The organism is Streptomyces sp. NPDC048106 (assembly GCF_040706415.1).
Lineage (GTDB): Bacteria > Actinomycetota > Actinomycetes > Streptomycetales > Streptomycetaceae > Streptomyces.
On the sequence record NZ_JBEZND010000011.1, the window covers coordinates 59,336 to 80,091 of the forward strand.

Below are 20,756 nucleotides of genomic sequence, written 5' to 3' on the forward strand. Positions count from 1 at the left end.
TGTCCGGCCGTTCCTCCGATCCGACCAGGCAGGGAGGGTGTGCGCTCATGGCAGGGGACACTGAGGAAGCGTTATCGGGGCGGTTGGCCGCGGCGGACGGGCCGGGCCGGACCCGGCTGCTGCTCGACCTGATCTCCCGGCACGTGCGGGACATCCTGGGCCAGGTGGCGCCGGAGGAGATCCTCGGGCACGAGACCTTCCGCGACATCGGGATCGGCTCGCTGACCGGGGTGCAACTGCGCAGACGGCTGTCCGCGGAGACGGGCCTCGCCCTCGCCTCCACCGCGGTCTTCGACCACCCCACCCCCGACGACCTCGCCCGCCACCTGCTGTCCGAACTGCTCGGCCCCGAACCCGCCACGGAACCGGCCACGGAGCCGGCCACGGAGCCGGCCACGGCCGGCCCGGCGGCGGCCTGGGACGAGCCGGTCGCGATCGTCTCGATGGCCTGCCGCTTCCCCGGCGGCGTCGAATCCCCCGAGGACCTGTGGCGGCTGGTCGGCGACGGCGTGGACGCGGTCTCCGACTTCCCCACCGGGCGCGGCTGGGACCTGGAGGAACTGCGGGGCGCGGGACCGGACCAACCCGGCCGCAGCCACGCCCGCGAAGGCGGCTTCCTGTACGAGGCGGACCGGTTCGACGCCGCTTTCTTCGGTATCTCGCCGCGTGAGGCGCAGGCGATGGACCCGCAGCAGCGCCTGGTGCTGGAGACGTCGTGGGAGGCGTTCGAGCGGGCGGGCATCGACGCCTCGGCGCTGCGCGGCAGCCGCACCGGCACCTTCGTGGGCTGTGCCCACACCGACTACGGCACCGATCTGCGCCACGCCCCGCAGGGCATGGAGGGCCATCTGGTGACCGGCGGTGCCGCGAGCGTGCTCTCCGGACGCGTCGCCTACACCTTCGGTCTGGAGGGTCCCGCCCTCACCGTGGACACGGCCTGTTCGTCCTCGCTCGTCTCGCTGCACCTGGCCGCGCAGTCGCTGCGGGCCGGTGAGTGCACCATGGCGCTGGCCGCCGGGGTGACCGTGATGGCCACCTCCGGCGGGTTCATCGGGATGAGCCGGCAGGGTGCGCTGGCCGCGGACGGCCGGTCCAAGGCCTTCTCGGCGGACGCCGACGGCATGGGCATGAGCGAGGGGGTGGGGGTGCTGCTGCTGGAGCGTCTCGCGGACGCCCGCGCGCTGGGGCACCCGGTCCTCGCGCTCGTCCGGTCCTCCGCCGTCAACCAGGACGGGGCGAGCAACGGCCTGACCGCGCCGCGCGGCGTGGCGCAGGAGCGGGTGATCCGCCAGGCGCTCGCCGCGGCGGGGCTGGAGCCCGGCGAGGTGGACGCCGTGGAGGCGCACGGCACGGGCACGCCGCTCGGCGACCCGATCGAGGTGCGTGCCCTGCAGCGGACGTACGGCCAGGGCCGCCCGGCCGGCCGGCCGCTCTGGCTGGGCTCGGTGAAGTCGAACATCGGTCACACCGCCGGTGCGGCGGGCGTCGCCGGTGTCATCAAGACGGTTCTCGCGCTGCGCCACGGGGTGCTCCCGCGCACCTTGCACGCCGACCGGCGCTCCCCGGAGATCGACTGGGCGGCCGGCGCCGTCGACCTGCTCACCGAGGCCCGCCCCTGGCCCGAGTCGGGGCGTGCGCGCCGGGCGGCCGTGTCGTCGTTCGGGATCAGCGGCACCAACGCCCACGTCATCCTGGAACAGGCCGGGCAGGCCGACGGCGGGGAGGAGCCGCCGCGACCCGGTGAGACGGCCGGGGGCGGGGAGAGCGCGCGACCGGATGAGGCGGCCGGTGCCGGGCAGAGGCCGCGACCGGATGAGCCGGCCGGTGCCGGGGAAGGGCGCGACGGCGGCGGGCCGGTGATGTGGGTGGTGTCCGGGCGCGGCCGGGACGCCCTGCGCGCCCAGGCCGCGCGCCTGGGCACGCATCTGCGGGCGCGGCCGGAGCTGCGGCCGGTGGATGTCGGGTACACGCTGGCGAGCGGCCGTTCGGTCTTCGAGAACCGGGCCGCGATCGTGGCGCGGGACCGTGCCGGGCTGCTGCGCGGGCTGGACGCGCTGGCCGCGGGCCGGGGCGCGGCGGAGCTTGCCGAGGGCGTGGTGGCCCGGGCCCAGGGCACGGTGTTCGTCTTCCCCGGCCAGGGTTCCCAGTGGGCCGGTATGGCGGTCGGGCTGCTGGATTCCTCCGAGGTGTTCGCCCGCCGGCTCCGGGAGTGCGGTGAGGCGCTGGCGCCGTATGTCGGTTACTCGGTGGAGGGGGTGCTGCGGCAGGACGCGGCGGCGCCTTCCCTGGAGCGGGTGGACGTCGTGCAGCCGGTGCTGTTCGCCGTGATGGTCTCCCTCGCGCGGCTGTGGCGTTCGGTCGGGGTCGTGCCCGATGCCGTGGTCGGTCACTCGCAGGGCGAGATCGCCGCCGCCTGTGTGGCCGGTGCCCTGTCGCTGCCGGACGCGGCGCGGGTCGTGGCCCTGCGCAGCCGGGCGCTGGCGTCCGTGGCGCCGGGCGGCGGCATGCTCTCGGTGGGGCTGTCCGCCGGCGAGGTGCGCGGTGATCTGGCCCTCTTCGGGGGCCGGTTGTCCGTCGCGGCCGTCAACGGGCCCGCGTCGGTCGTCGTGGCGGGCGAGGAGGAGGCGCTCGACGCGTACGAGGCCCGGTGCGCCGGGCGGGGTGTGCGGGTCCGTCGTATCGCCGTGGATTACGCCTCGCACTGTGCCCAGGTGGAGCCGCTGCGCGAGCGGTTGCTCGCCGAGCTGGCGGACATCGCGCCGGTCGCGGGGCACACCGCGTTCTACTCGTCGGTGGCCGGGGGCCTGCTGGACACCGCGGGGCTGGACGCCGGCTACTGGTACCGCAATCTGCGCGGCACCGTGGAGTTCGAGCAGGCCACCCGTGCCCTGCTCGCCGCCGGGCACCGGCTCTTCGTGGAGGTCAGCCCGCATCCGGTGCTCGGCTGGGGCATCGAGGAGACGGCTGCCTCGCCGGGCGGGAGCGGGGCCGCCGTGGTCGGTACGCTGCGCCGCGACGACGGCGGCCCCGACCGTTTCCTGAGGTCGCTGGCGGACGCGCACGTGAACGGTGCCGTGCCCGACTGGGCGGCGGTGTTCGCCGGGCGGGGTGCGCGGCGGGTGGAGCTGCCCACCTATGCCTTCCAGCGGCGGAGTTACTGGCTGCCGCCGGGCTCCGGCCCGGAGCCGGGGGTGGCCGCGGCCGGTCTGGAGGCCGCCGGGCATCCGCTGCTGGCGGCCGTCACCCCGGTGGTGTCCTCGGGCGGTCTGCTGTTCACGGGCCGGCTGTCCCAGAAGGCGCAGCCCTGGCTGGGCGAGCACGAGGTCGGGGGCGAGGTGGTGGTGCCCGGCGCGGTCTTCGTGGATCTCGCGCTGGACGCGGCCGCCCGCTGCGGCTGTGCCGGGGTGCGGGAACTGGTGCTGCACGCGCCGCTTTCCCTTCCCGCGCACGGTGGTGTGCGGCTTCAGGTCGCGGTCGGGGCGCCGGCCGCGGACGGGGTGCGGACGTGGGAGGTGTACGGCCGCGGTGACGGCGTTGGGCCCGCCGAGCCCTGGCGCCGGTATGCCACGGGTGTGCTGGGCACGCCGGACGCCGCGGATGCCGGGGACCTGGGGGTGTGGCCGCCCGAGGGGGGCGAGGCGGTCGCGCTCGATGTGCTGGCGGAGCGGTTCGCGGCCGCGGGGGTGCGGTACGGGGCTTCGTTCCGGGGGTTGCGGGCGGTGTGGCGCCGGGGCGGGGACGAGCTGTTCGCCGAGGTGTCCCTGCCTCGCCCGCTGCGTGCGCAGGCTGGGCGTTTCGGGCTGCACCCGGCGCTCCTCGACGCGGTCCTGCAGCCCCTCGCGCTGGACCTGGACGGTTTCGGGGACGCGGCGCCGCGGCCGTTCTCCTGGCACGACGTCGCGCTCGCGGTGCCCGGACGCACCACGGTGCGGGCGGTGCTGCGGCGCACCGGTGCGGACCGGATCGCGGTCCGGCTGGCCGACGAGGACGGGCGGACGGTGGCCGCGCTCGGCTCGCTGGTGCTGCGGTCGGCCGGGGCGAGCGGCGAGGCGGCGGACCGGGTCGCCGCCGCGGCCGTACGGGTGGACCCCGCTGCGGAGGCGTTCGGCGGCCCCGCGGCGTTTCCCGTCGCACCGCCCTTTGGGGGGCGGGACGGCGAGCGGTGGTCGGTGCGGCTGGCCGGGCAGGACGAGGCGGAGCAGCTGCGCCTGCTGCGGGAGCTCGTGCGGGAGCAGGCGGCGGCGGTGCTGGGCCACCCGGACCGGGGTGCCGTCCCCGTCGACCGTGCTTTCCGGGACATCGGGTTCGAGTCGGTGACGGCGGTCGAGCTGTGCAACCGGCTCAACTCGGCCACCGGTGTCCGGCTGCCCGCGGTCACGGTCTTCGACCACCCGACGCCCGAGTCGCTCGCCCGGCGGCTGCGGCAGGAGCTGTCGGCGGCGGGCGAGGTGTCCGGTACGGGGCTGGCGGACCGGCTGGACGCCCTGGAGGCGGCGCTTGAGGGCGCCGGCCCGGACGCGCTCGCCGGGGCCGCGGCCCGGCTGCGGCAGCTGCTGTGGAAGGCCGGGGACACGGCGGCGGGTGCGGCGGATCCCTCCGGTGGCGGTGGCGGGTCCGAGGACCTGTCCGCGGTCTCGGACGCGGAGATGTTCGCCCTCATCGACAAGGAGTTCGGTCCGGCGTGAGCCGCCGGCCGCCCCGGCCGGCGGCCCTGCCCCGGCCGGCTCCGCCCCCCCTGCCCGGCCCCGCCCCTTGCCCGCCCCCGCCCCGTTTGCCCGGCGCCGTCGCCGGGCCCCCACTGCCGAGGACGTGAGACCGATATGAACGACGACGACCGGATGCGCAGTTATCTCGAGCGGATGGTCGGTGAGGTGCGGCGCTCGCAGCGCCTGCTCGCCGAGGCCGAGGCCAGGGAGCACGAACCGATCGCCATCGTGGCGATGAGCTGCCGGTTACCCGGCGGCATCCGCTCCCCCGAGGACCTGTGGCGGTTCATCGAGGCCGACGGGGATGCCATCAGCGGTTTCCCGGTCCGCCGCGGCTGGGACACGGCGAAGCTGTACGACCCGGACCCGGACCATCCGGGCACGACCTATGTGCGGGAGGGGGGTTTCCTGCACGACGCGGAGGAGTTCGACGCCGAGTTCTTCGGCATCTCCCCGCGCGAGGCGCTGGCCATGGACCCGCAGCAGCGGATCCTGCTGGAGTGCGCGTGGGAGGCCGTCGAGCGGGCCCGGATCGATCCGGTGGGCCTGCGCGGCTCGCGCACCGGTGTCTTCGTCGGCTGCAACGGCCAGGACTACGCGGCCCGGCTGCGGCAGCCGCCGCCGGCGGCCGAGGGGCTGCTGGCCACCGGGAACGTGGCGAGTGTGCTGTCCGGGCGGATCGCCTACACCTTCGGTTTCGAGGGGCCGGCCGTCACGCTGGACACCGCGTGTTCCTCCTCGCTGGTGGCGCTGCACCTGGCCGTCCAGGCGCTGCGCCGGGGCGAGTGCGCGCTGGCGCTGGCCGGCGGGGTGAGCGTGATGTCGTCGCCGGTGTCGTTCGTCGAGTTCAGCCGGCAGCGGGCGCTCGCCCGTACGGGGCGCTGCCGGCCGTTCGCGGAGGGCGCGGACGGGATGTCGCTGGCCGAGGGCGTGGGCGTGCTGGTCCTGGAGCGGCTGTCCGACGCCCGGGCCGCCGGTCACCAGGTGCTCGCCGTCGTGCGTGGTTCGGCCGTCAACCAGGACGGTGCGAGCAATGGTCTGTCGGCGCCCAGCGGGCCCGCGCAGCAGCGGGTGATCGCGCAGGCCCTGGCCGACGCCCGGCTCGCGCCCGGGCAGGTGGACGTGGTGGAGGCGCACGGCACGGGGACCGCGCTCGGTGACCCGATCGAGGTGCGGGCGCTGCTGGCGGCGTACGCGCGCCAGCGGCCCGCGGGACGTCCGCTGTGGCTGGGTTCGGTGAAGGGCAACATCGGGCACACCCAGGCGGCCGCGGGGGTGGCGGGGATCGTCAAGGTCGTCGGCGCGCTCGGGCGCGGGGTGCTGCCGCCCGGCCGGGAGGTGACGGAGCCGTCCACGAAGGTGGACTGGCCGGCCGGCGCCGTGCGGCTCGCGGCGGCCGCACAGCCGTGGGTGACGGGCGGCGAACCGCGCCGGGCGGGGGTGTCCTCGTTCGGGATCAGCGGCACCAACGCCCACGTGATCGTGGAGGAGTGGACGGAGCCGGTCGCCGGCGCGGAGACCGAGAACGGCGCGGACGGCGAAAACGGCGCGGACGGCGCGGATGCGGGGGTGCCGGCGGCCGGGGTGCAGTGCTGGCCGCTGTCCGCGCCGAGCGAGGTGGCCTTGCGGGCTCAGGCCGAGCGGCTGCGTGCGCATGTCGCGGCCCGGCCGGATGCCGATCCGATGGCCGTCGCGTACGCCCTGGCGACCACGCGCACCGTCTTTCCGTGCCGGGCCGCGGTGGTGGCGCGGGACCGGGCGGGTTTCCTGGCCGGTCTGGACGCGCTGGCCGACGGGCGGACGGCTCCCGCCGTGGTGCGCGGGACGGCGGTGCCGGGCGGGAAGGTGGCCTTCGTCTTCCCCGGGCAGGGCGCGCGGCTGGCCGGCACGGTGGCCGGGCTGCTGGAGACGGCGCCGGTGTTCCGCGAGGAGATCGAGAAGTGCCGGGCCGCGCTCGCGCCGTACGTGGACTGGTCGCTGACGGACGTGCTGCGCGGTGTGCCCGGGGCCCCGGCGCTTGACGAGGCGAGCGTGGTGCAGCCGGTCATGTTCGCCGTCAACGTGGCGCTGGCGGCGCTGTGGCGGTCCTACGGGGTGGAGCCGGATGCGGTGATCGGGTCGAGTCAGGGCGAGGTGGCCGCCGCGTACGTGGCCGGGGCTCTGACCCTGGACGACGCGGCACGGGTCATCGCCCTGCGCGGCCGTGCCGTTACGGGCATCGTGTCCGACCGGGGGGCGATGCTGTCCGTCTCGCTCCGCCGTGAGCAGGTCGAGGGCCGTCTCGCGGCCTGGGGCGGGCGGTTGTGCGTCGCGGCCTGCAACGGGCCCACCTCGCATGTCGTGGCGGGTGAGCAGGAGGCGGTGCAGGAGCTGCGGGCCGCGCTGGAGGCCGACGGGGTGTGGGTGCGCCGGATCACCGCGACCTTCGCCTCCCACTCCCGGCACGTGGAGCCGGTCGAGCAGGTGCTGCTGCGGGACCTGGCGGGCATCGCGGGGCGTCCGTCCCGGGTGCCGTTCCACTCGACCGTGACGGGCGGGGTGTTCGACACCAGCGGTCTGGACGCCCGGTACTGGTATCGCAATCTGCGCCGGCCCGTCGAGCTGGAGCGGACGGTGCGCGGGCTGCTGGAGCAGGGCGTCACCCATTTCGTGGAGGTCGCCTCGCATCCCGCGCTGGCGTTCGCGCTGCGCGAGACCTTCGAGGACGCCTCCCGTCCCGAGGCCACGGTCGTGCCCTCGCTGCTCAGCGAGGAGGGTGATCTGCGGCGCTTCGTCACCTCGGTGGCCGAACTGCACACCGCGGGCGGGCCGGTGGACTGGCGCGGGCAGGCGGGCGGGCGTCCGCCGGCCGTGGTGGATCTGCCCACCTACGCCTTCCAGCGTCGCCGGTACTGGCTGGACGACGCCGTCGAGGAGCCGGATCCGGCGGGCGGCCGGGCGGCCGAGGCCGCGTTCTGGTCGGCCGTCGAAGCGGGCGACACGGCCGCGCTCGCCGGGATCGTCGGCGACACGGACCTGGACGGCGCCTCGCCGCTGGGCGAGGTGCTGCCGGCCCTCACGTCCTGGCGGCGGCGGTCGCGCACGGAGATCCCGCTGGCCGACTGGCTCTACCGCATCACCTGGGTGCCGCTGCCGGAGCCGGAGCCCGGGGCGGCCGCGGGCACCTGGCTGCTCGCGGTGCCCGCGGGCGCGGGCGCGGACGTGGAGCGGGTCGCCGAGCGCGTCACGCGGGAACTCACCGCGCGCGGTGCCCGCGTCGAGCGCCGGGAGGTCGACACGCTGCGCGGCGAGCGTGGCGCGCTCGCCGCGCAGCTGGCCGGCGGGCCGGCCGCGGAGCCCGCGGTGCGGGCGGTGGTCTCCCTGCTCGGGCTGGACGAGCGGCCGCATCCCGCGCATCCCGCCGCCCCGGCCGGCGCGGCGGCCACCCTGACCCTGCTGCACGCGACGCTGGACGCGGAGCTGGCCGTGCCGCTGTACCTGGTGACGCGCGGCGCGGTGTCGGTCGGGGACGGCGATCCGCTGGCTTGCCCGACGCAGGCGATGGTCTGGGGCATGGGCCGGGTCGTGGCGCTGGAGCATCCCGAACGCTGGGGGGCGCTGATCGACCTGCCCGCGGAAGCGGACGAGGGCTGGGCCGGCCGGCTGTGCGCGGTCCTGACGGGCGGCGGCGACGAGGACCAGGTGGCGCTGCGGCCCTCGGGGACGTACGCGCGGCGCCTGGTGCGCGCGAAGGGCGGTGCGCGGACCGAGTCCGGCTGGCGGCCGGACGGCACGGTGCTGGTGACCGGTGCGACGGGCACGCTGGGCCCGCACATCGCGCGCTGGCTGTGCGGGCGCGGCGCCCGGCATCTGGTGCTGACCAGCAGGCGTGGCGCGCAGGCTCCGGGGATGGCGGAGCTGCGGGGTGAGCTGGGCGCGCTGGGCACGCGGGTGACCGTGGCCGACTGCGATGTCGCCGACCGGGCGGCCGTCGCGCGGCTGCTCGCCTCGCTCAAGGAGCAGGGCGTCACCGTGGGGAGCGTCGTGCACGCCGCGACGCTGATGGACCTCGCGCCGCTGAGCGAGATCGATGTGGCCCGGTTCGAGGAGTCGCTGACGGCGAAGGCCGCGGGCGCGGACCATCTCGCCGAGCTGCTGGACGGCGACGGCCTGAAGGACTTCGTGCTGTTCTCCTCCGTGGCGAGCATCTGGGGCAGCGGCGAGCACGGCGCCTACGCCGCCGCCAACGCCTATCTCGACGCGCTCGCCGAGCACCGCAGGGCCCGCGGCCTGCCCGCCACGTCGGTGGCGTGGGGTGTCTGGCACGTCCAGGACCCCTACCGGCCGAAGTCCGTGGACCCCGAGCAGCTGCGGCTGCGGGGGCTGCCGTTCATGGCCGCGGACCCGGCGTTCGACGCCCTGGGGGCCGCCCTGGACCGCGACGAGGTGGGCGTGACGGTGGTGCCGGTGGACTGGGAGCGGTTCGTCACGGCGTTCACGTCCGCCCGCCCCCGGCCGCTGCTGTCGGGCGTGCCGGAGGCACGGCGCCTGATGGAGGCCTCCGCGGCGGGCCGGGCCGAGCCGCAGGACGACGACCGGGCGGACGGCCCCGGGGAACTGCTGCGGACCCTGGCCGCCCTCACGGAACAGGAGCGGGTCGGCGCCGTACTGGACCTGGTGCGGTCCGTCGTCGCCGAGGTGCTCGGGCATCCGTCGGCCGAGTCGGTGGCCGCGGACCGCCCCTTCCGGGAGATCGGGCTCGACTCGCTGGGCGCGGTCAGGATCCGCAACCGGCTCGGTGCGGCGACCGGCCGGCCCGTCCCCGCCACGCTGGTCTTCGACCATCCGACACCGGCCGCGCTCGCCGAGCACCTGCGCACCGAGATCCTCGCCCAGCAGACCCCACCGGACCCGGACCCGCACCCGGACCCGGCCTCGTGCCTGGAGCCCGGGGCGTCCTTGCCGCCGGGGCCGTCCGCGCGGAGCGGGGAGCGGAGCGCCCCGGCGGCGGGTGCGGCGGACGGCGGCCCGGCCGGGGGTGCCGGCCAGGAGCGCGAGCCCATCGCGATCGTGGGCATGGCCTGCCGGCTGCCCGGCGGCATCCGCACCCCCGGACAGCTGTGGGACCTGGTCACCTCCCGGGGCGAGGCCATCACCGGCTTCCCGGCCGACCGGGGCGGCGACGGCAGGCGCCCGGACGGTACGCGACCGCTGGGCGGTTTCCTCCAGGACGTGGGCGCGTTCGACGCGGAGTTCTTCGGGATCCGGCCGCAGGAGGCGTCGGCCATGGACCCGCAGCAGCGGATCCTGCTGGAGACGTCCTGGGAGGCGATCGAGGACGCCGGGATCGATCCGCACTCCCTGCGCGGCAGCAGCACCGGCGTCTTCGCCGGGGCCTCGCACAGCGGCTACGCGGACGGCATCATCCACCACGCGGACGGCAGCGCGCTGGACCGGCTCCCGGACGGCCTGCCGGCCCATCTGGGCGGCGGCACCACGGCCAGCATCGTCTCCGGCCGGATCGCCTACACCCTCGGTCTGGAGGGGCCCGCGATCACCCTGGACACCGGGTGCTCCTCCGCCCTGCTCGCCCTGCACCTGGCCTGCCGCGCCCTGCGCCAGGGCGAGTGCTCCCTCGCCCTGGCCTCCGGGGTGACGGTCATGGCGACGCCGGTGCTGTTCAGCGGGCTGTCCACGTTCCTCGGCCTGGCACCCGACGGGCGCAGCAAGTCCTTCGGCGCCGCCGCCGACGGCATGGGCCTGGCCGAGGGCGCGGGCACCCTCGTCCTGGAGCGGCTCTCGGACGCCCGGCGCCTGGGCCACCCGGTGCTCGCGGTCGTGCGCGGCAGCGCGGTCAACCACGTGGGGGCGGGCAACGGGCTCAGCGCGCCGTCGGGCCCGGCGCAACAGCGGGTGATGACGCGGGCGCTGGCGGACGCCGGGCTCGACCCCGCCGGCGTCGACGCGGTGGAGGGCCATGGCTCGGGCACCGCGCTCGGCGACGCCATCGAGGCCCAGTCCGTCATCGCCGCCTACGGCCGTGCCCCCCGCCCGGCCGACCGTCCCCTGTGGCTGGGATCGGTCAAGTCCCACCTGGGCAACACCCAGTGCGCGTCCGGCGCGGCCGGCGTCATCAGCATGGTGCTGGCGATGCGGCACGGCGCCCTCGCGGGCACGCGCGGCGCCGAGCGGCCCTCGCGCCAGGTGGACTGGTCGTCGGGGACGGTACGGCTGTCCGCGACATCCGTGCCCTGGCCGCGCGGGGACCGGCCGCGCCGCGCGGGCGTGTCCTCGTTCGGGGCGAGCGGCACGAACGTCCACGTCATCCTCGAAGAAGCGGCCCCCGAAGACGCGGGCCCCGAAGAGGCGCGCCCGCAAGCAGCGGGCCCGCAGGAGGTGTGCCCGCCGGCCGGGGACGGGGGCGGCGCGGCCGGGGACGGCGTGCCGATGCCGTGGGTGCTGTCGGCCCGCACCCCCGAGGCGCTGCGCGAGCAGGCCGCGCGCCTCGCCGCCCATCTGTCCGCCCGCCCCCGTCCGGGCCCGCAGGACGTGGCCTTCACCCTGGCCGCGGGCCGGGCGGCCCTCCCGTACCGGGCGGCGGTGACCGGCGCGGACCACGCGAGCCTGCTGCACGGGCTGACCGAGCTCGCGGCGGGCCGCACGGCCGTGCCGTCCGCCCCCGCCGGCGCGGCGCCGCAGGTGCTGGTCTTCCCCGCCGCGGACCACGCCGCCGGCCGGGCACCGCGTACGGCGGCGGCGATCGGCCGACTCGCCGGGGCATTCGGGGAGTTCGCGGTCGCCGTCGGCGAGATACGGCAGTACGCCCCGCGTCTGGCCCTGTCGGCGTTCGCGCTCCAGGTGGGCCTCTTCCGGCTCCTGCGGTCCTGGGGCCTGGAAGGGGACCGTGTCCTCGGGCAGGGCCTCGGCGCACTCGCCGCGGCCCACGCGGCGGGAGTGCTGTCCCTCGCCGACGCGTGTGCCCTGCTGACGGCGGACCCGGGGGGCGATGCCGTCGAACAGGTCGCCGCCGAGCGGTCGTACAGCACTCCGAGGCTGCCCGTCCTCGACGAGAGGGGGCAGCCGGTGGCGGCCGGCCGCCTGTGCTCGCCCGGGCACTGGGCCGCGCTGCTGCGCGCCTCGCACACCCGCGGGCCCGTGGCAGCGGCGGACCTTCCCAGCTCGCGCCGGATCGTGCTCGGTGCCGCGGCGGCGGACCCGGCGCCCGGTGCCGGGCAGGTCACCGTGCTGGACGGCGCGCGCCCCGCACCGGTGGCCCTGCTCGGCGCGGTGGCCGCACTCTTCGTGGAGGGCGTGGACTTCGACTGGCCCGCGGTGTTCGCCGGCCGCCCGGTGCGCCGGGTGCAGCTGCCGACGTACGCCTTCCAGCGCGAGCGGTACTGGCTGCGGGTCCCGGCCGCCGACGCGGCACCGGCCGGCGCCGACCGGGTGTGGGAGGCGGTGCGCAGCGGTGACGTGAGCGCGCTGGCCGCCGCGCTCGGGGTCGAGGAACAGGACCAGGCCCGCCCGCTGGCGCAGGCCATCACGGCGCTGGCCGCGCTGGCCGGCCGGGCGGGCGCCGGGGACTGAGCCGGGGGCGCGGACGCGCCGGGCCGGACGGGGGCGTGCGGGGGCGTCGGGTACGCGACGCCCCCGCGGTGGCGCGACCACGTGCATTATCCAGCGTATGCAATTATTGTTTTTGACTGTCTCGGCTTCGGCACCGCCCCGCTCGGCAACATGTACCGCGCGATCCCCGGCGAGGAGGCCGCCGCCACCGTCGAGGCCGCCTGGGACCAGGGCATCCGCTACTACGACACCGCCCCCTTCTACGGCGCCGGCCTCGCCGAGGAACGGCTCGGCCAGGTGCTGTCCGCCAAGCCCCGCGACGCCTACGTGCTGTCCACCAAGGTCGGGCGCGTCATCCTCGACGAGCACGAGAGCGCCGCCCGCGACCTCGGCGAGAAGGGCGGGATCTTCGAGCACGGCAACCCCAACAAGATCGTCCACGAGTGGACCGCCGAGGCCACCGAGCGTTCCATCGAGGGCAGCCTCAAGCGCCTCGGCACCGACCGCCTGGACATCGTCTGGGTCCACGACATCGCCCAGGACTTCCACGGCGACCTGTGGCTCCAGAAGTTCGAGGAGGCCCGCACCGGCGCCTTCCGCGTGCTGTCCCGGCTGCGCGACGAGGGCGTCATCAAGGCCTGGGGCCTGGGCGTCAACCGCACCGAGCCCATCGAACTGACCCTCGCCCTCGACGAGCCCCGGCCCGACGGCTTCCTCCTCGCCGGCCGCTACACCCTCCTCGACCACGAGCACGCCCTGCAGCGCCTGCTGCCCATGGCCCAGGAGCAGAACGTGGGCATGGTCGTCGGCGGCCCCTACAGCTCCGGCATCCTCGCCGGCGGCACCCACTTCGAGTACCAGCAGGCCCCGCCGGAGATCGTCGAGAAGGTGTCCCGGCTGAAGGCGCTCGCCGGCAAGCACGGCATCAGCATCAAGGCCGCCGCCCTCCAGTTCTCCCTCGCCCACCCGGTCGCCGCCGCCGCCGTCGCCGGCGCCACCCGCCCCAGCCGCATCGCCGAGGACACCTCCGCCCTGAACGAGGACATCCCGGCCGCGTTCTGGACCGACCTGCGCGCCGCCGGCCTGATCAGCCCGGCCGCCCCGCTGCCCGACGGCGCCTGACCCCCACACCGGCACCACCAGGAGAACGAACCATGGCCTCCACCTCCGTCAGCCGCACCGTGCCCGCCTCCCCCGACCGGGTCTGGAGCCTCATCGGCGGCTTCGCCACCCTGCCCGACCGGCTCCCCTCCATCCTGGAGAGCACCCCGCTCGAAGGCGGCCGGGTCCGCCGGCTGAAGAACCCGGACGGCGAAGTGATCACCGAGCGCCTCGTGGACTTCACCGAGGCCGAGCGCCACTACAGCTACGCCATCCTCCAGGCCCCCTTCCCCGTCAGCGGCTACGTCTCCACTCTCCGGGTCCACCCGGTCCCCGGCCGGGACGACGCCGCCGAGATCCAGTGGTCCGGCCGCTTCCACCCCGACAACGCCACCGAGGACGAGGTCGCCGGCCTCTACCGCGACGGCCTCGACGCCCTCCACAAGACGCTCACGGCCTGACCCCCCGCCCCGGCCACCGCGCCACCCCACCACGCAGCCCGGATACGCCCCCGCGTACCCGGGCTGCGGCGCGCCCGGGCGGCTGCTTCTGCGAGGATGCGCCCGTGACATCCCCGCCTGATCAGCGTCCCGACGAGGCCACACTCGACTTCCTGCGTTCCGCGTTCGCGCCCGAGTGGCGTGAGCCCCCGCTGGGCGATGAGGGCGTCGCGAGGTGGGAGGCGGAGAACGGGGTGACGCTTCCGGAGCCGTACCGCACCTTCGTGGCGCGGATCAGCAACGGCAGCGCTCTCGGTCCTGCCGAGGACGGCGGTCTCCAGCCGCTGGGGTGGCTGCCGGCGAGCTGGCCGGATCCGGGGCCGCGGCAGCCGGGGCAGGCGTTTCCGCTGGAGGCGGCCTGGCTGTGGGAGGACGACGAGACGAGCGGTCCGCAGGATCCGCGCGTCGATGCCGTGTTCACCCGCGGGTCGGTCGTCCTCGGCTCCGAGGACGGCTCGTCGTTCTGGCTGCTGGTGACCGCGGGGCCGCGCCGCGGTGAGGTGTGGATGGTGGCCGACGTCGGCGCGATGCCGGTGCCGGGCCGCGACGCCTGGGGCTTCGCGCAGTGGGTGCGGCGCTGGAGTACGGGCGAGGGCTGGTCGGACTGAGCACGGCGTCCCGCGAGTACCGGTTCCCGGTCCGCGCGCGGTGCGCCGCCCCCGACACCTGGCGCCGGCTGGTGGCCCACATGCTCCGCTCCTTCGCCACCCCCGACGCGCCCCTGCCCCCTCTCCCCGACGCCCCGGCACCCACCGCTCTCTACCGGGCCATGGTCGGCATCACCCGCCACGGCAGATGATTGCATTCGCTCTATATGGGCTATAGCCAATATTTTGCTCGATGGCTTATCCTGGGTTCAGCCGTACTGGAAGGAGACTGGAGCCCGTGACCGCCACCGACCCGGCACTCACCGCCCTCGCCAGCGGATGGGGCGCCCTCTCCCTCCTGCACGGCAAGATCGAGGCGCACATCGAGCGCGCCCTGCAGTCCGGGCACGACCTCAGCGTCCGCGAGTACTCGCTGCTCGACGTGCTCAGCCGTCAGCACGACGGCGAAGGCGGGCACCTGCAGATGAAGCAGGTCGCCGACGCCGTCGTACTCAGCCAGAGCGCCACCACCCGCCTGGTCACGCGCCTGGAAGACCGCAATCTGCTGTCGCGCTACCTGTGCCCGACCGACCGCCGCGGCATCTACACCGACGTCACCGAAGCCGGCCTGAAACTCCTGGAAGAGGCCCGGCCGACCAACGACGCCGCCCTCCGGGAAGCCCTCGACGAAGCCGCGAAGAACCCCGAACTGGCCTCGCTGGTCGCGGCCGTGGAAGCGGTGGACGCTCCCTCACGGCGCCCGTAGTCCCGGACGGCCCGGCACCTTCCCGCGCGACCGGTTACCGCGGCCGCGGCAGCCGCCGGCCGGGCGATGCGCCCGGCGCACGGCGCGCATGGGCACCTCCGCCGGGCGCGGAGGAGGCCCGCCGGTTCGGCACCGGCGCGCCCGCGAGCGACGGGACGACGAAACAGATCCCGCGCCCCCGAGCGACAGCGCGGCGGCCACCTCGGGCGGGGCGACCGCGACCCCGGTCCGCCCGGAGGCCGCCGACGACGCCCCTTTCCCCTCTCCCCCGCCGCCGCGCCCGCGTTCCCGTCCGCGCGGCGGCCGGGCTTGCGGCCCACCCCCCTCTCCCCCTCCCGCCTGAGCGCGGCCAGCCCTGCCCCACGCGAGCCACCCCCGCACGCCCCTCGGCACCCCCGCACCCCCGCGCCCACACAATGTCCGCGTTTGCATTTACAAGCGTCTGCAATTATTTTTTAGGCATGCAAGCCGCTCGTTCAAGTAATCACGGAAGGGCTGAGCCCATGCCCCTCGCGCTCCTCGCCCTGGCTGTCGGGGCCTTCGGGATCGGCACCACCGAGTTCGTGATCATGGGACTGCTGCCCGAGATCGCCGCCGACTACGGCGTCTCCATCCCCACCGCGGGGCTGCTGGTCACCGGCTACGCCCTCGGCGTCCTCGTCGGCGCGCCGCTGCTGACCGTGCTCGGCACCAAGGTCAGCCGCAAGCGGATGCTCATGCTGCTCATGGCCCTGTTCGTGCTCGGCAACACGCTCTCCGCCCTCGCCCCCACCTTCGGGCTGATGCTGGCCGGGCGCGTGGTCGCCTCCCTCGCCCACGGCTCGTTCTTCGGCATCGGCTCCGTGGTCGCCGCCGGGCTGGTCGCCCCGCACAAGAAGGCCGGCGCCATCGCCACCATGTTCACCGGGCTGACCGTCGCCAACATCGTCGGCGTGCCGCTGGGCACCTTCGTCGGGCAGGCCGCGGGCTGGCGGGTCACCTTCGTCGTCGTCGCCGCGCTCGGCGTGGTCGGGCTGCTCGGTATCGCCAGGCTGGTGCCCGCCGTGCCCCGGCCCGAGGAGACCCTGCTGCGGCGGGAGGTGACCGCGTTCCGCAACCCGCAGGTACTGCTCGCGATGGCGATGACGGTGCTCGGCTTCGGCGGTGTCTTCGCCGCGATCACCTACATCGCGCCGATGATGACCCATGTCGCCGGCTACAGCGACGGCGCGGTCACCTGGCTGCTGGTGCTCTTCGGCATCGGCATGTTCCTGGGCAACCTGCTCGGCGGCCGTTTCGCCGACCGCGCGCTCATGCCCCTGCTGTACGTCACCCTCGGCGGGCTGGCCGTCGTCCTCGCGCTGTTCACCCTGACCGCGCACGACAAGATCCTCGCCGCGGTCACCATCCTCCTCGTCGGGGCGCTCGGTTTCGCCACCGTGCCGCCGCTGCAAAAGCGCGTCCTGGACCAGGCCCACGGCGCGCCGACCCTGGCCTCGGCCGTCAACATCGGCGCCTTCAACCTCGGCAACGCGCTGTCCGCCTGGCTCGGCGGGCTCGTCATCACCGCCGGTCTCGGCTACACCGCCCCGAACTGGGTCGGCGCCGTCCTCGCCGCCGCCGCGCTCGTCCTGGCCTTCTGGTCGGCCGCGCTGGAGCGCCGTACCCCCGCGGCCGAACCCGCCGGCGCCGGCGCCCCTGCCCCCGTCCGCCACTGACTCCCCCTCCCCCTGTCACGCCCTCTGAAGGAGCGAACACCTCATGGCACCCGCCTCCGTCCCGACCGTCGCGCTCAACAACGGCGTCGAGATCCCCCAGCTCGGCTTCGGCGTCTTCCAGGTCCCCGACGACCGGACCACCGCCGCCGTCAGCGCCGCGCTGGAGACCGGCTACCGCAGCATCGACACCGCCGCGATCTACGGCAACGAGGCCGGCGTCGGGCGGGCGCTGGCCGCGTCCGGACTGCCCCGCGAGGACCTGTTCGTCACCACCAAGCTGTGGAACGCCGACCAGGGCTACGACGCGACCCTGCGCGCCTTCGACGCCAGCCTCGCCAAGCTCGGCCTCGACCACGTCGACCTCTACCTGATCCACTGGCCGGCCCCCGCCCGCGACCTGTACCGCGAGTCCTGGCGGGCCCTGGAGCGCCTCGCCGGGGAGGGCCGCGCCCGTGCCGTGGGCGTCTCCAACTTCCAGCCCGGCCACCTGCGCCGGCTGCTGGACGGCGCGACGCTGACCCCGGCCGTCAACCAGATCGAGCTGCACCCCGGCCTGCAGCAGGCCGAACTGCGCGCGTTCCACGCCGGGCACGGGATCGCGACCGAGGCGTGGAGCCCGCTCGCCCAGGGCGCGGTGCTCGACGAGCCGGTCATCAGCGGCTTGGCCGCCAAGTACGGCAAGTCCCCCGCTCAGGTCGTCATCCGCTGGCACCTCCAGCTGGGCAACATCGTCATCCCCAAGTCGGTCACCCCGGCCCGTATCCGCGAGAACTTCGACGTCTTCGGCTTCGCGCTCACGGCCGAGGAGATGCAGGCCCTGGCCGCGCTCGACCGCGGCCTGCGCACCGGCCCCCACCCCGACGAACTCGACTGAACCGCACTCCCCCACCGCTCCGTCCCGCCCCCGCGGCCCGGGACGGAGCCGCGTGCGCGCGAAGCTGTCTGGCCTCGTCCTGTGGCTGCGAGCTTGTGCCTACTCCGGATAGAGAGCTGCCAGGCGGGGCAGGCGGCGAGTCATTTCGTCGTGGTCGTCGAAGTCGAAGTTCCAGGTGGGGTCCAGCTCCGGGAAGCGGATGGCGGTCGGTCCGGCGGGGAGCTGATCACCGGTCGCCGAGACATGTGCGTTCCAGGCGATGCCCAGCATGTCCTCGCCCTCCAGGTCGACGCCGTCGGCTGCGGATGCTCGAACGACGGGCAGTTCTGCCAGGGCATCGGGGTCGGCGATCATTCGCTCGAAGACTTCACGGCCCTGAGCGATCAGCCAGCCGCGGAAGTAGTCGAAGCCGTCGTCGGAGCACCCGCCGTTGGCGAGGTGAGCAGCGGCCCACAGAGGGTTGGTGTAGGAGTCGGCCATCAGCTCCCACAGCACCTGCTCGGCTGCGATGATCTCCTCGATGGGCCGGGAGGCCAGCAGCGAGGTCGCTTCGTGAGCGACCGCTTCGCCGTCGTCCGGGTTGGACGCCTGGTTGCGGGCTGTCTCGATGAGCTGCCAGAACTGCTGCTTGTCCATGGGGGCAGAGCGTGCCACCCGGTACTGACATCGGGCCGGTCGCGGGGGCTTGTTCCCTCAGAGGTCGGCGAGGAGACCGGTCTGCTGACGGCCACGGTGGTCCGGCGGATCGCCGTGGACGACAAGCCCCACCCCGGCACGGGTCAGTCACGACGAACCGGCTTCTTCCACCTCCGGGTGCCCGTGGATACCCCCGATGCCTGGGAGCACCGCGTCCACGGCGGCGGAGACGACGCCGGCCTTACTTTCGCCTGCCGGTTCCTCTCCCTTCCCTTGCAGCAGCCCCTGGCCGACGGTCAGGACGCATGGCTGGGCCGCATCGATCCGCGATGGACCACCGTTACCGGTGCCAGTCGGTAATCAGCGCGTCAGAGGCGGGCCTTCATGCTTTCGCAGACGCCGTGGACGTTCTTGATCTCGAAGTCGCCCTCGGCGCCGCGGAGGACGCCGCGGTAGTGCCCGAAGAGCTGGAAGTAGTCGATCGCGAAGAGGCCGAGGTTGTGCTTCACCCGTTTGCGGCCTTCCGGTTCGAAGACGACGTCGACGCGGCCGTCCCGGGAGGCGATGTGCCAGGTGGCCGACGGGTCGGCGGAGGCGGGCTCGAAGACCACGTCGCCGAGGGGCTCGCACCTGCCCGGGGTCCACAGGCAGGATTCCTCCGGTTCGCCGGGCAGTTCGGGCCGCGCCGCGAAGTTGGCCCCGACGACCTCGCCGGCGTCCGTCAAGGTGGCGAAGGTGCCCCAGAGCCAGTTGGTCCGGTACGGCAGCAGTGAGCGGTGTTCGTCGAGTACCGCCAGGTCGCGGGTGGGGTCGAAGGTGATCTCGGCGTCCCCGACGCGCAGTACGCCCAAGGCGGGGAAGGCGGCCTTGTGGGTGTACATGCTGCCGCCCGGCAGCCGGGAGCTGACCGAGAGGGCGGGGGTGGCCGCCGCGGCGTCGAGTTCGAGTTCACCGCGGACGGCGGGGGCCTTCAAGGTCGCGGCGATGTCGAGTTCGATCCGGTGCCGCGCGAAGGCGCGGGAGAAGGAGAAGGCGATGCGGTAGCCGTCGCGTTCGAAGCGGCAGGCGCTGTCGAGGAGCCGGGCGGGGAGGGCGGGGCTGCCGCCGGGCGCGTTGGCCGCGTGCTGGTGGAGGGCGCCGGCCGTCCGGTCGTAGGCGTAGATCTCGGAGCTGGCGAGGTAGTGCGCGTCCTGGATGATCAGGGAGGAGTACCAGTCGGGGTGCAGCAGCGTGAAGCCGACCCATTCCTTCAGGCGCAGGCTCTTCAGGCGGCGGGTGAGGCCGGTGTACGCGTCGAGGGGGTTGGCGGCAGCGGGCCGGTCCGGCAGGCGGCCCCAGTGGCGGATGCCGTCCTCGACCAGGCGCTGGGGGGTGGGCATGGCGCGTAGTCTGCCCAGGGGCGTCGTCGCCGGTCAACAGCCTGCCGGCGGGGATCCGCCGGGGCACAAACCTCGTGCGACGGTCTCGGGTGGCTTTGTCCACGAGCGGTACGGCCGGGGGGTGTTGGCCGCTCGCGCGGGGTCCTGGAGCACGGTGCCGGCCGGCGCGTCGTACGCCGCTGGATGCCGGCCCGGGCGGGCGGTGGCGTTCTGTCAGGTGTCCGGCAGCAGCAGCCAGACCTCAAAGAAGGCGAGGCCGTGGTCGCGGGTGGCCGTCCCGCACGGGCAGCCCAGCGTGCTCCGGTGCCAGTCGCAGGTCACGGTCCAGGGGCCGGCGGTGCTCGCGCACCGCGAGCAGGCGACGGTCTCGGCCGCCCATACCCCCGGGGCGGGCCTGCTGTGGCGGCGCAGCCGGCCCGTGTACAGGGCGTGCCAGGGCTCGGCCGGGGGCGTGAGCGGGGCGGTCGTGGGCGGGGAGGCGGCCAGGGTGGTGAAGAGCGCGGTCAGGCCGGGGAGCAGGGCCTCGCCGGCCTCGGTCGGGGGCGTGGAGGTGCCGTCCGGGGCCTTTGGTGGGGTGCCGTAGGCGGGTGCCGCCGCGGCGGCCGGCCGGTTGGGGTGGGTGTGCCAGGGCAGGAGGGCGCGGGCGACGGCGGCCAGGAGTGCGGTGGCGGGCGGGCTGACGGCTCCGGCGTCCAGGTGGTGCAGGGTGGTGCGCAGGATGCGCTGGAGTCGCCGGTCCCGGTGGGTGGCCACGGTCTGTGCGCTTGTGGTCCGTTGGGCGGGCGGCGGGGCGGTGAGGCGGGTGAGGACGGCTGTCGCGGCCTCGGTGTCCGGTGGGGCGGGGTGCCACTGTCCGGCGGCCAGGAGGTGCCGGGCGCGTGCGGATTCCCGGGTGAGGGCGCGTGTCATGAGCGGGTGGGGGCCGGCGGCCGCGGTGCGGGGGTCGTGGGCGCTCGTCATGGTCT

The 20,756-nt window shown here is 75.2% G+C and carries 12 protein-coding genes and 1 pseudogene; 10 read left to right on the forward strand and 3 right to left on the reverse strand.

Annotated elements, in window-relative coordinates:
- Positions 1-47: 47 nt before the first annotated feature.
- The 9 genes from AB0927_RS14245 (at position 48) to AB0927_RS14285 (ending at position 17,776) form a co-directional block, all read left to right on the forward strand.
- A complete protein-coding gene (locus AB0927_RS14245; protein WP_366667852.1) occupies positions 48-4,685 on the forward strand; it encodes an acyltransferase domain-containing protein in 4,638 nt (1,545 codons plus the stop codon).
- Positions 4,686-4,820: 135 nt separating this feature from the next.
- Positions 4,821-12,272: a type I polyketide synthase gene (locus AB0927_RS14250; protein ID WP_366667853.1), complete on the forward strand. Its 7,452-nt coding sequence runs from the start codon at positions 4,821-4,823 to the stop codon at positions 12,270-12,272.
- Positions 12,273-12,353: 81 nt separating this feature from the next.
- A complete protein-coding gene (locus AB0927_RS14255) occupies positions 12,354-13,373 on the forward strand; it encodes an aldo/keto reductase (RefSeq protein ID WP_366667854.1) in 1,020 nt (339 codons plus the stop codon).
- Positions 13,374-13,405: 32 nt separating this feature from the next.
- Entirely contained in the window at positions 13,406-13,813 is a 408-nt protein-coding gene (locus AB0927_RS14260) for an SRPBCC family protein (RefSeq protein WP_366667855.1), read from the forward strand.
- Positions 13,814-13,917: 104 nt separating this feature from the next.
- Positions 13,918-14,460, forward strand: a complete 543-nt coding sequence (locus tag AB0927_RS14265) for an SMI1/KNR4 family protein (RefSeq protein ID WP_366667856.1) — start codon at positions 13,918-13,920, stop codon at positions 14,458-14,460.
- On the forward strand, positions 14,418-14,651 hold the full coding sequence (locus tag AB0927_RS14270; protein ID WP_366667857.1) for a hypothetical protein: 234 nt from the start codon (positions 14,418-14,420) through the stop codon (positions 14,649-14,651). The genes AB0927_RS14265 and AB0927_RS14270 overlap by 43 nt, the downstream gene beginning before the upstream one ends.
- An 86-nt stretch (positions 14,652-14,737) precedes the next feature.
- Positions 14,738-15,205, forward strand: coding sequence for a MarR family transcriptional regulator (locus AB0927_RS14275; protein ID WP_366667858.1), 468 nt, complete (start codon positions 14,738-14,740; stop codon positions 15,203-15,205).
- 503 nt (positions 15,206-15,708) lie between these two features.
- Positions 15,709-16,902, forward strand: coding sequence for an MFS transporter (locus AB0927_RS14280; protein WP_366667859.1), 1,194 nt, complete (start codon positions 15,709-15,711; stop codon positions 16,900-16,902).
- Positions 16,903-16,945: 43 nt separating this feature from the next.
- The gene (locus AB0927_RS14285) at positions 16,946-17,776 is read left to right on the forward strand and encodes an aldo/keto reductase (protein ID WP_366667860.1); all 831 of its coding nucleotides are present in this window, start codon (positions 16,946-16,948) and stop codon (positions 17,774-17,776) included.
- A 99-nt stretch (positions 17,777-17,875) separates the two neighbouring features.
- On the opposite strand, the gene AB0927_RS14290 is transcribed toward AB0927_RS14285, so the two are convergent.
- Positions 17,876-18,412, reverse strand: coding sequence for a DUF4240 domain-containing protein (locus tag AB0927_RS14290; RefSeq protein WP_366667861.1), 537 nt, complete (start codon positions 18,410-18,412; stop codon positions 17,876-17,878).
- Positions 18,413-18,481: 69 nt separating this feature from the next.
- Here AB0927_RS14290 and AB0927_RS14295 point away from each other — a divergent pair.
- A pseudogene (locus tag AB0927_RS14295) lies at positions 18,482-18,772 on the forward strand (DNA mismatch repair protein MutT); the annotation flags it as partial.
- An 8-nt stretch (positions 18,773-18,780) separates the two neighbouring features.
- Here the strand turns inward: AB0927_RS14295 and AB0927_RS14300 are convergent.
- Both AB0927_RS14300 and AB0927_RS14305 read right to left on the reverse strand, forming a co-directional pair.
- Complete coding sequence (locus AB0927_RS14300) at positions 18,781-19,791, reverse strand: DUF2804 domain-containing protein (protein WP_366667862.1); 1,011 nt, start codon at positions 19,789-19,791, stop codon at positions 18,781-18,783.
- A 213-nt stretch (positions 19,792-20,004) separates the two neighbouring features.
- The gene (locus AB0927_RS14305; RefSeq protein ID WP_366667863.1) at positions 20,005-20,751 is read right to left on the reverse strand and encodes a hypothetical protein; all 747 of its coding nucleotides are present in this window, start codon (positions 20,749-20,751) and stop codon (positions 20,005-20,007) included.
- Positions 20,752-20,756 lie beyond the last annotated feature (5 nt).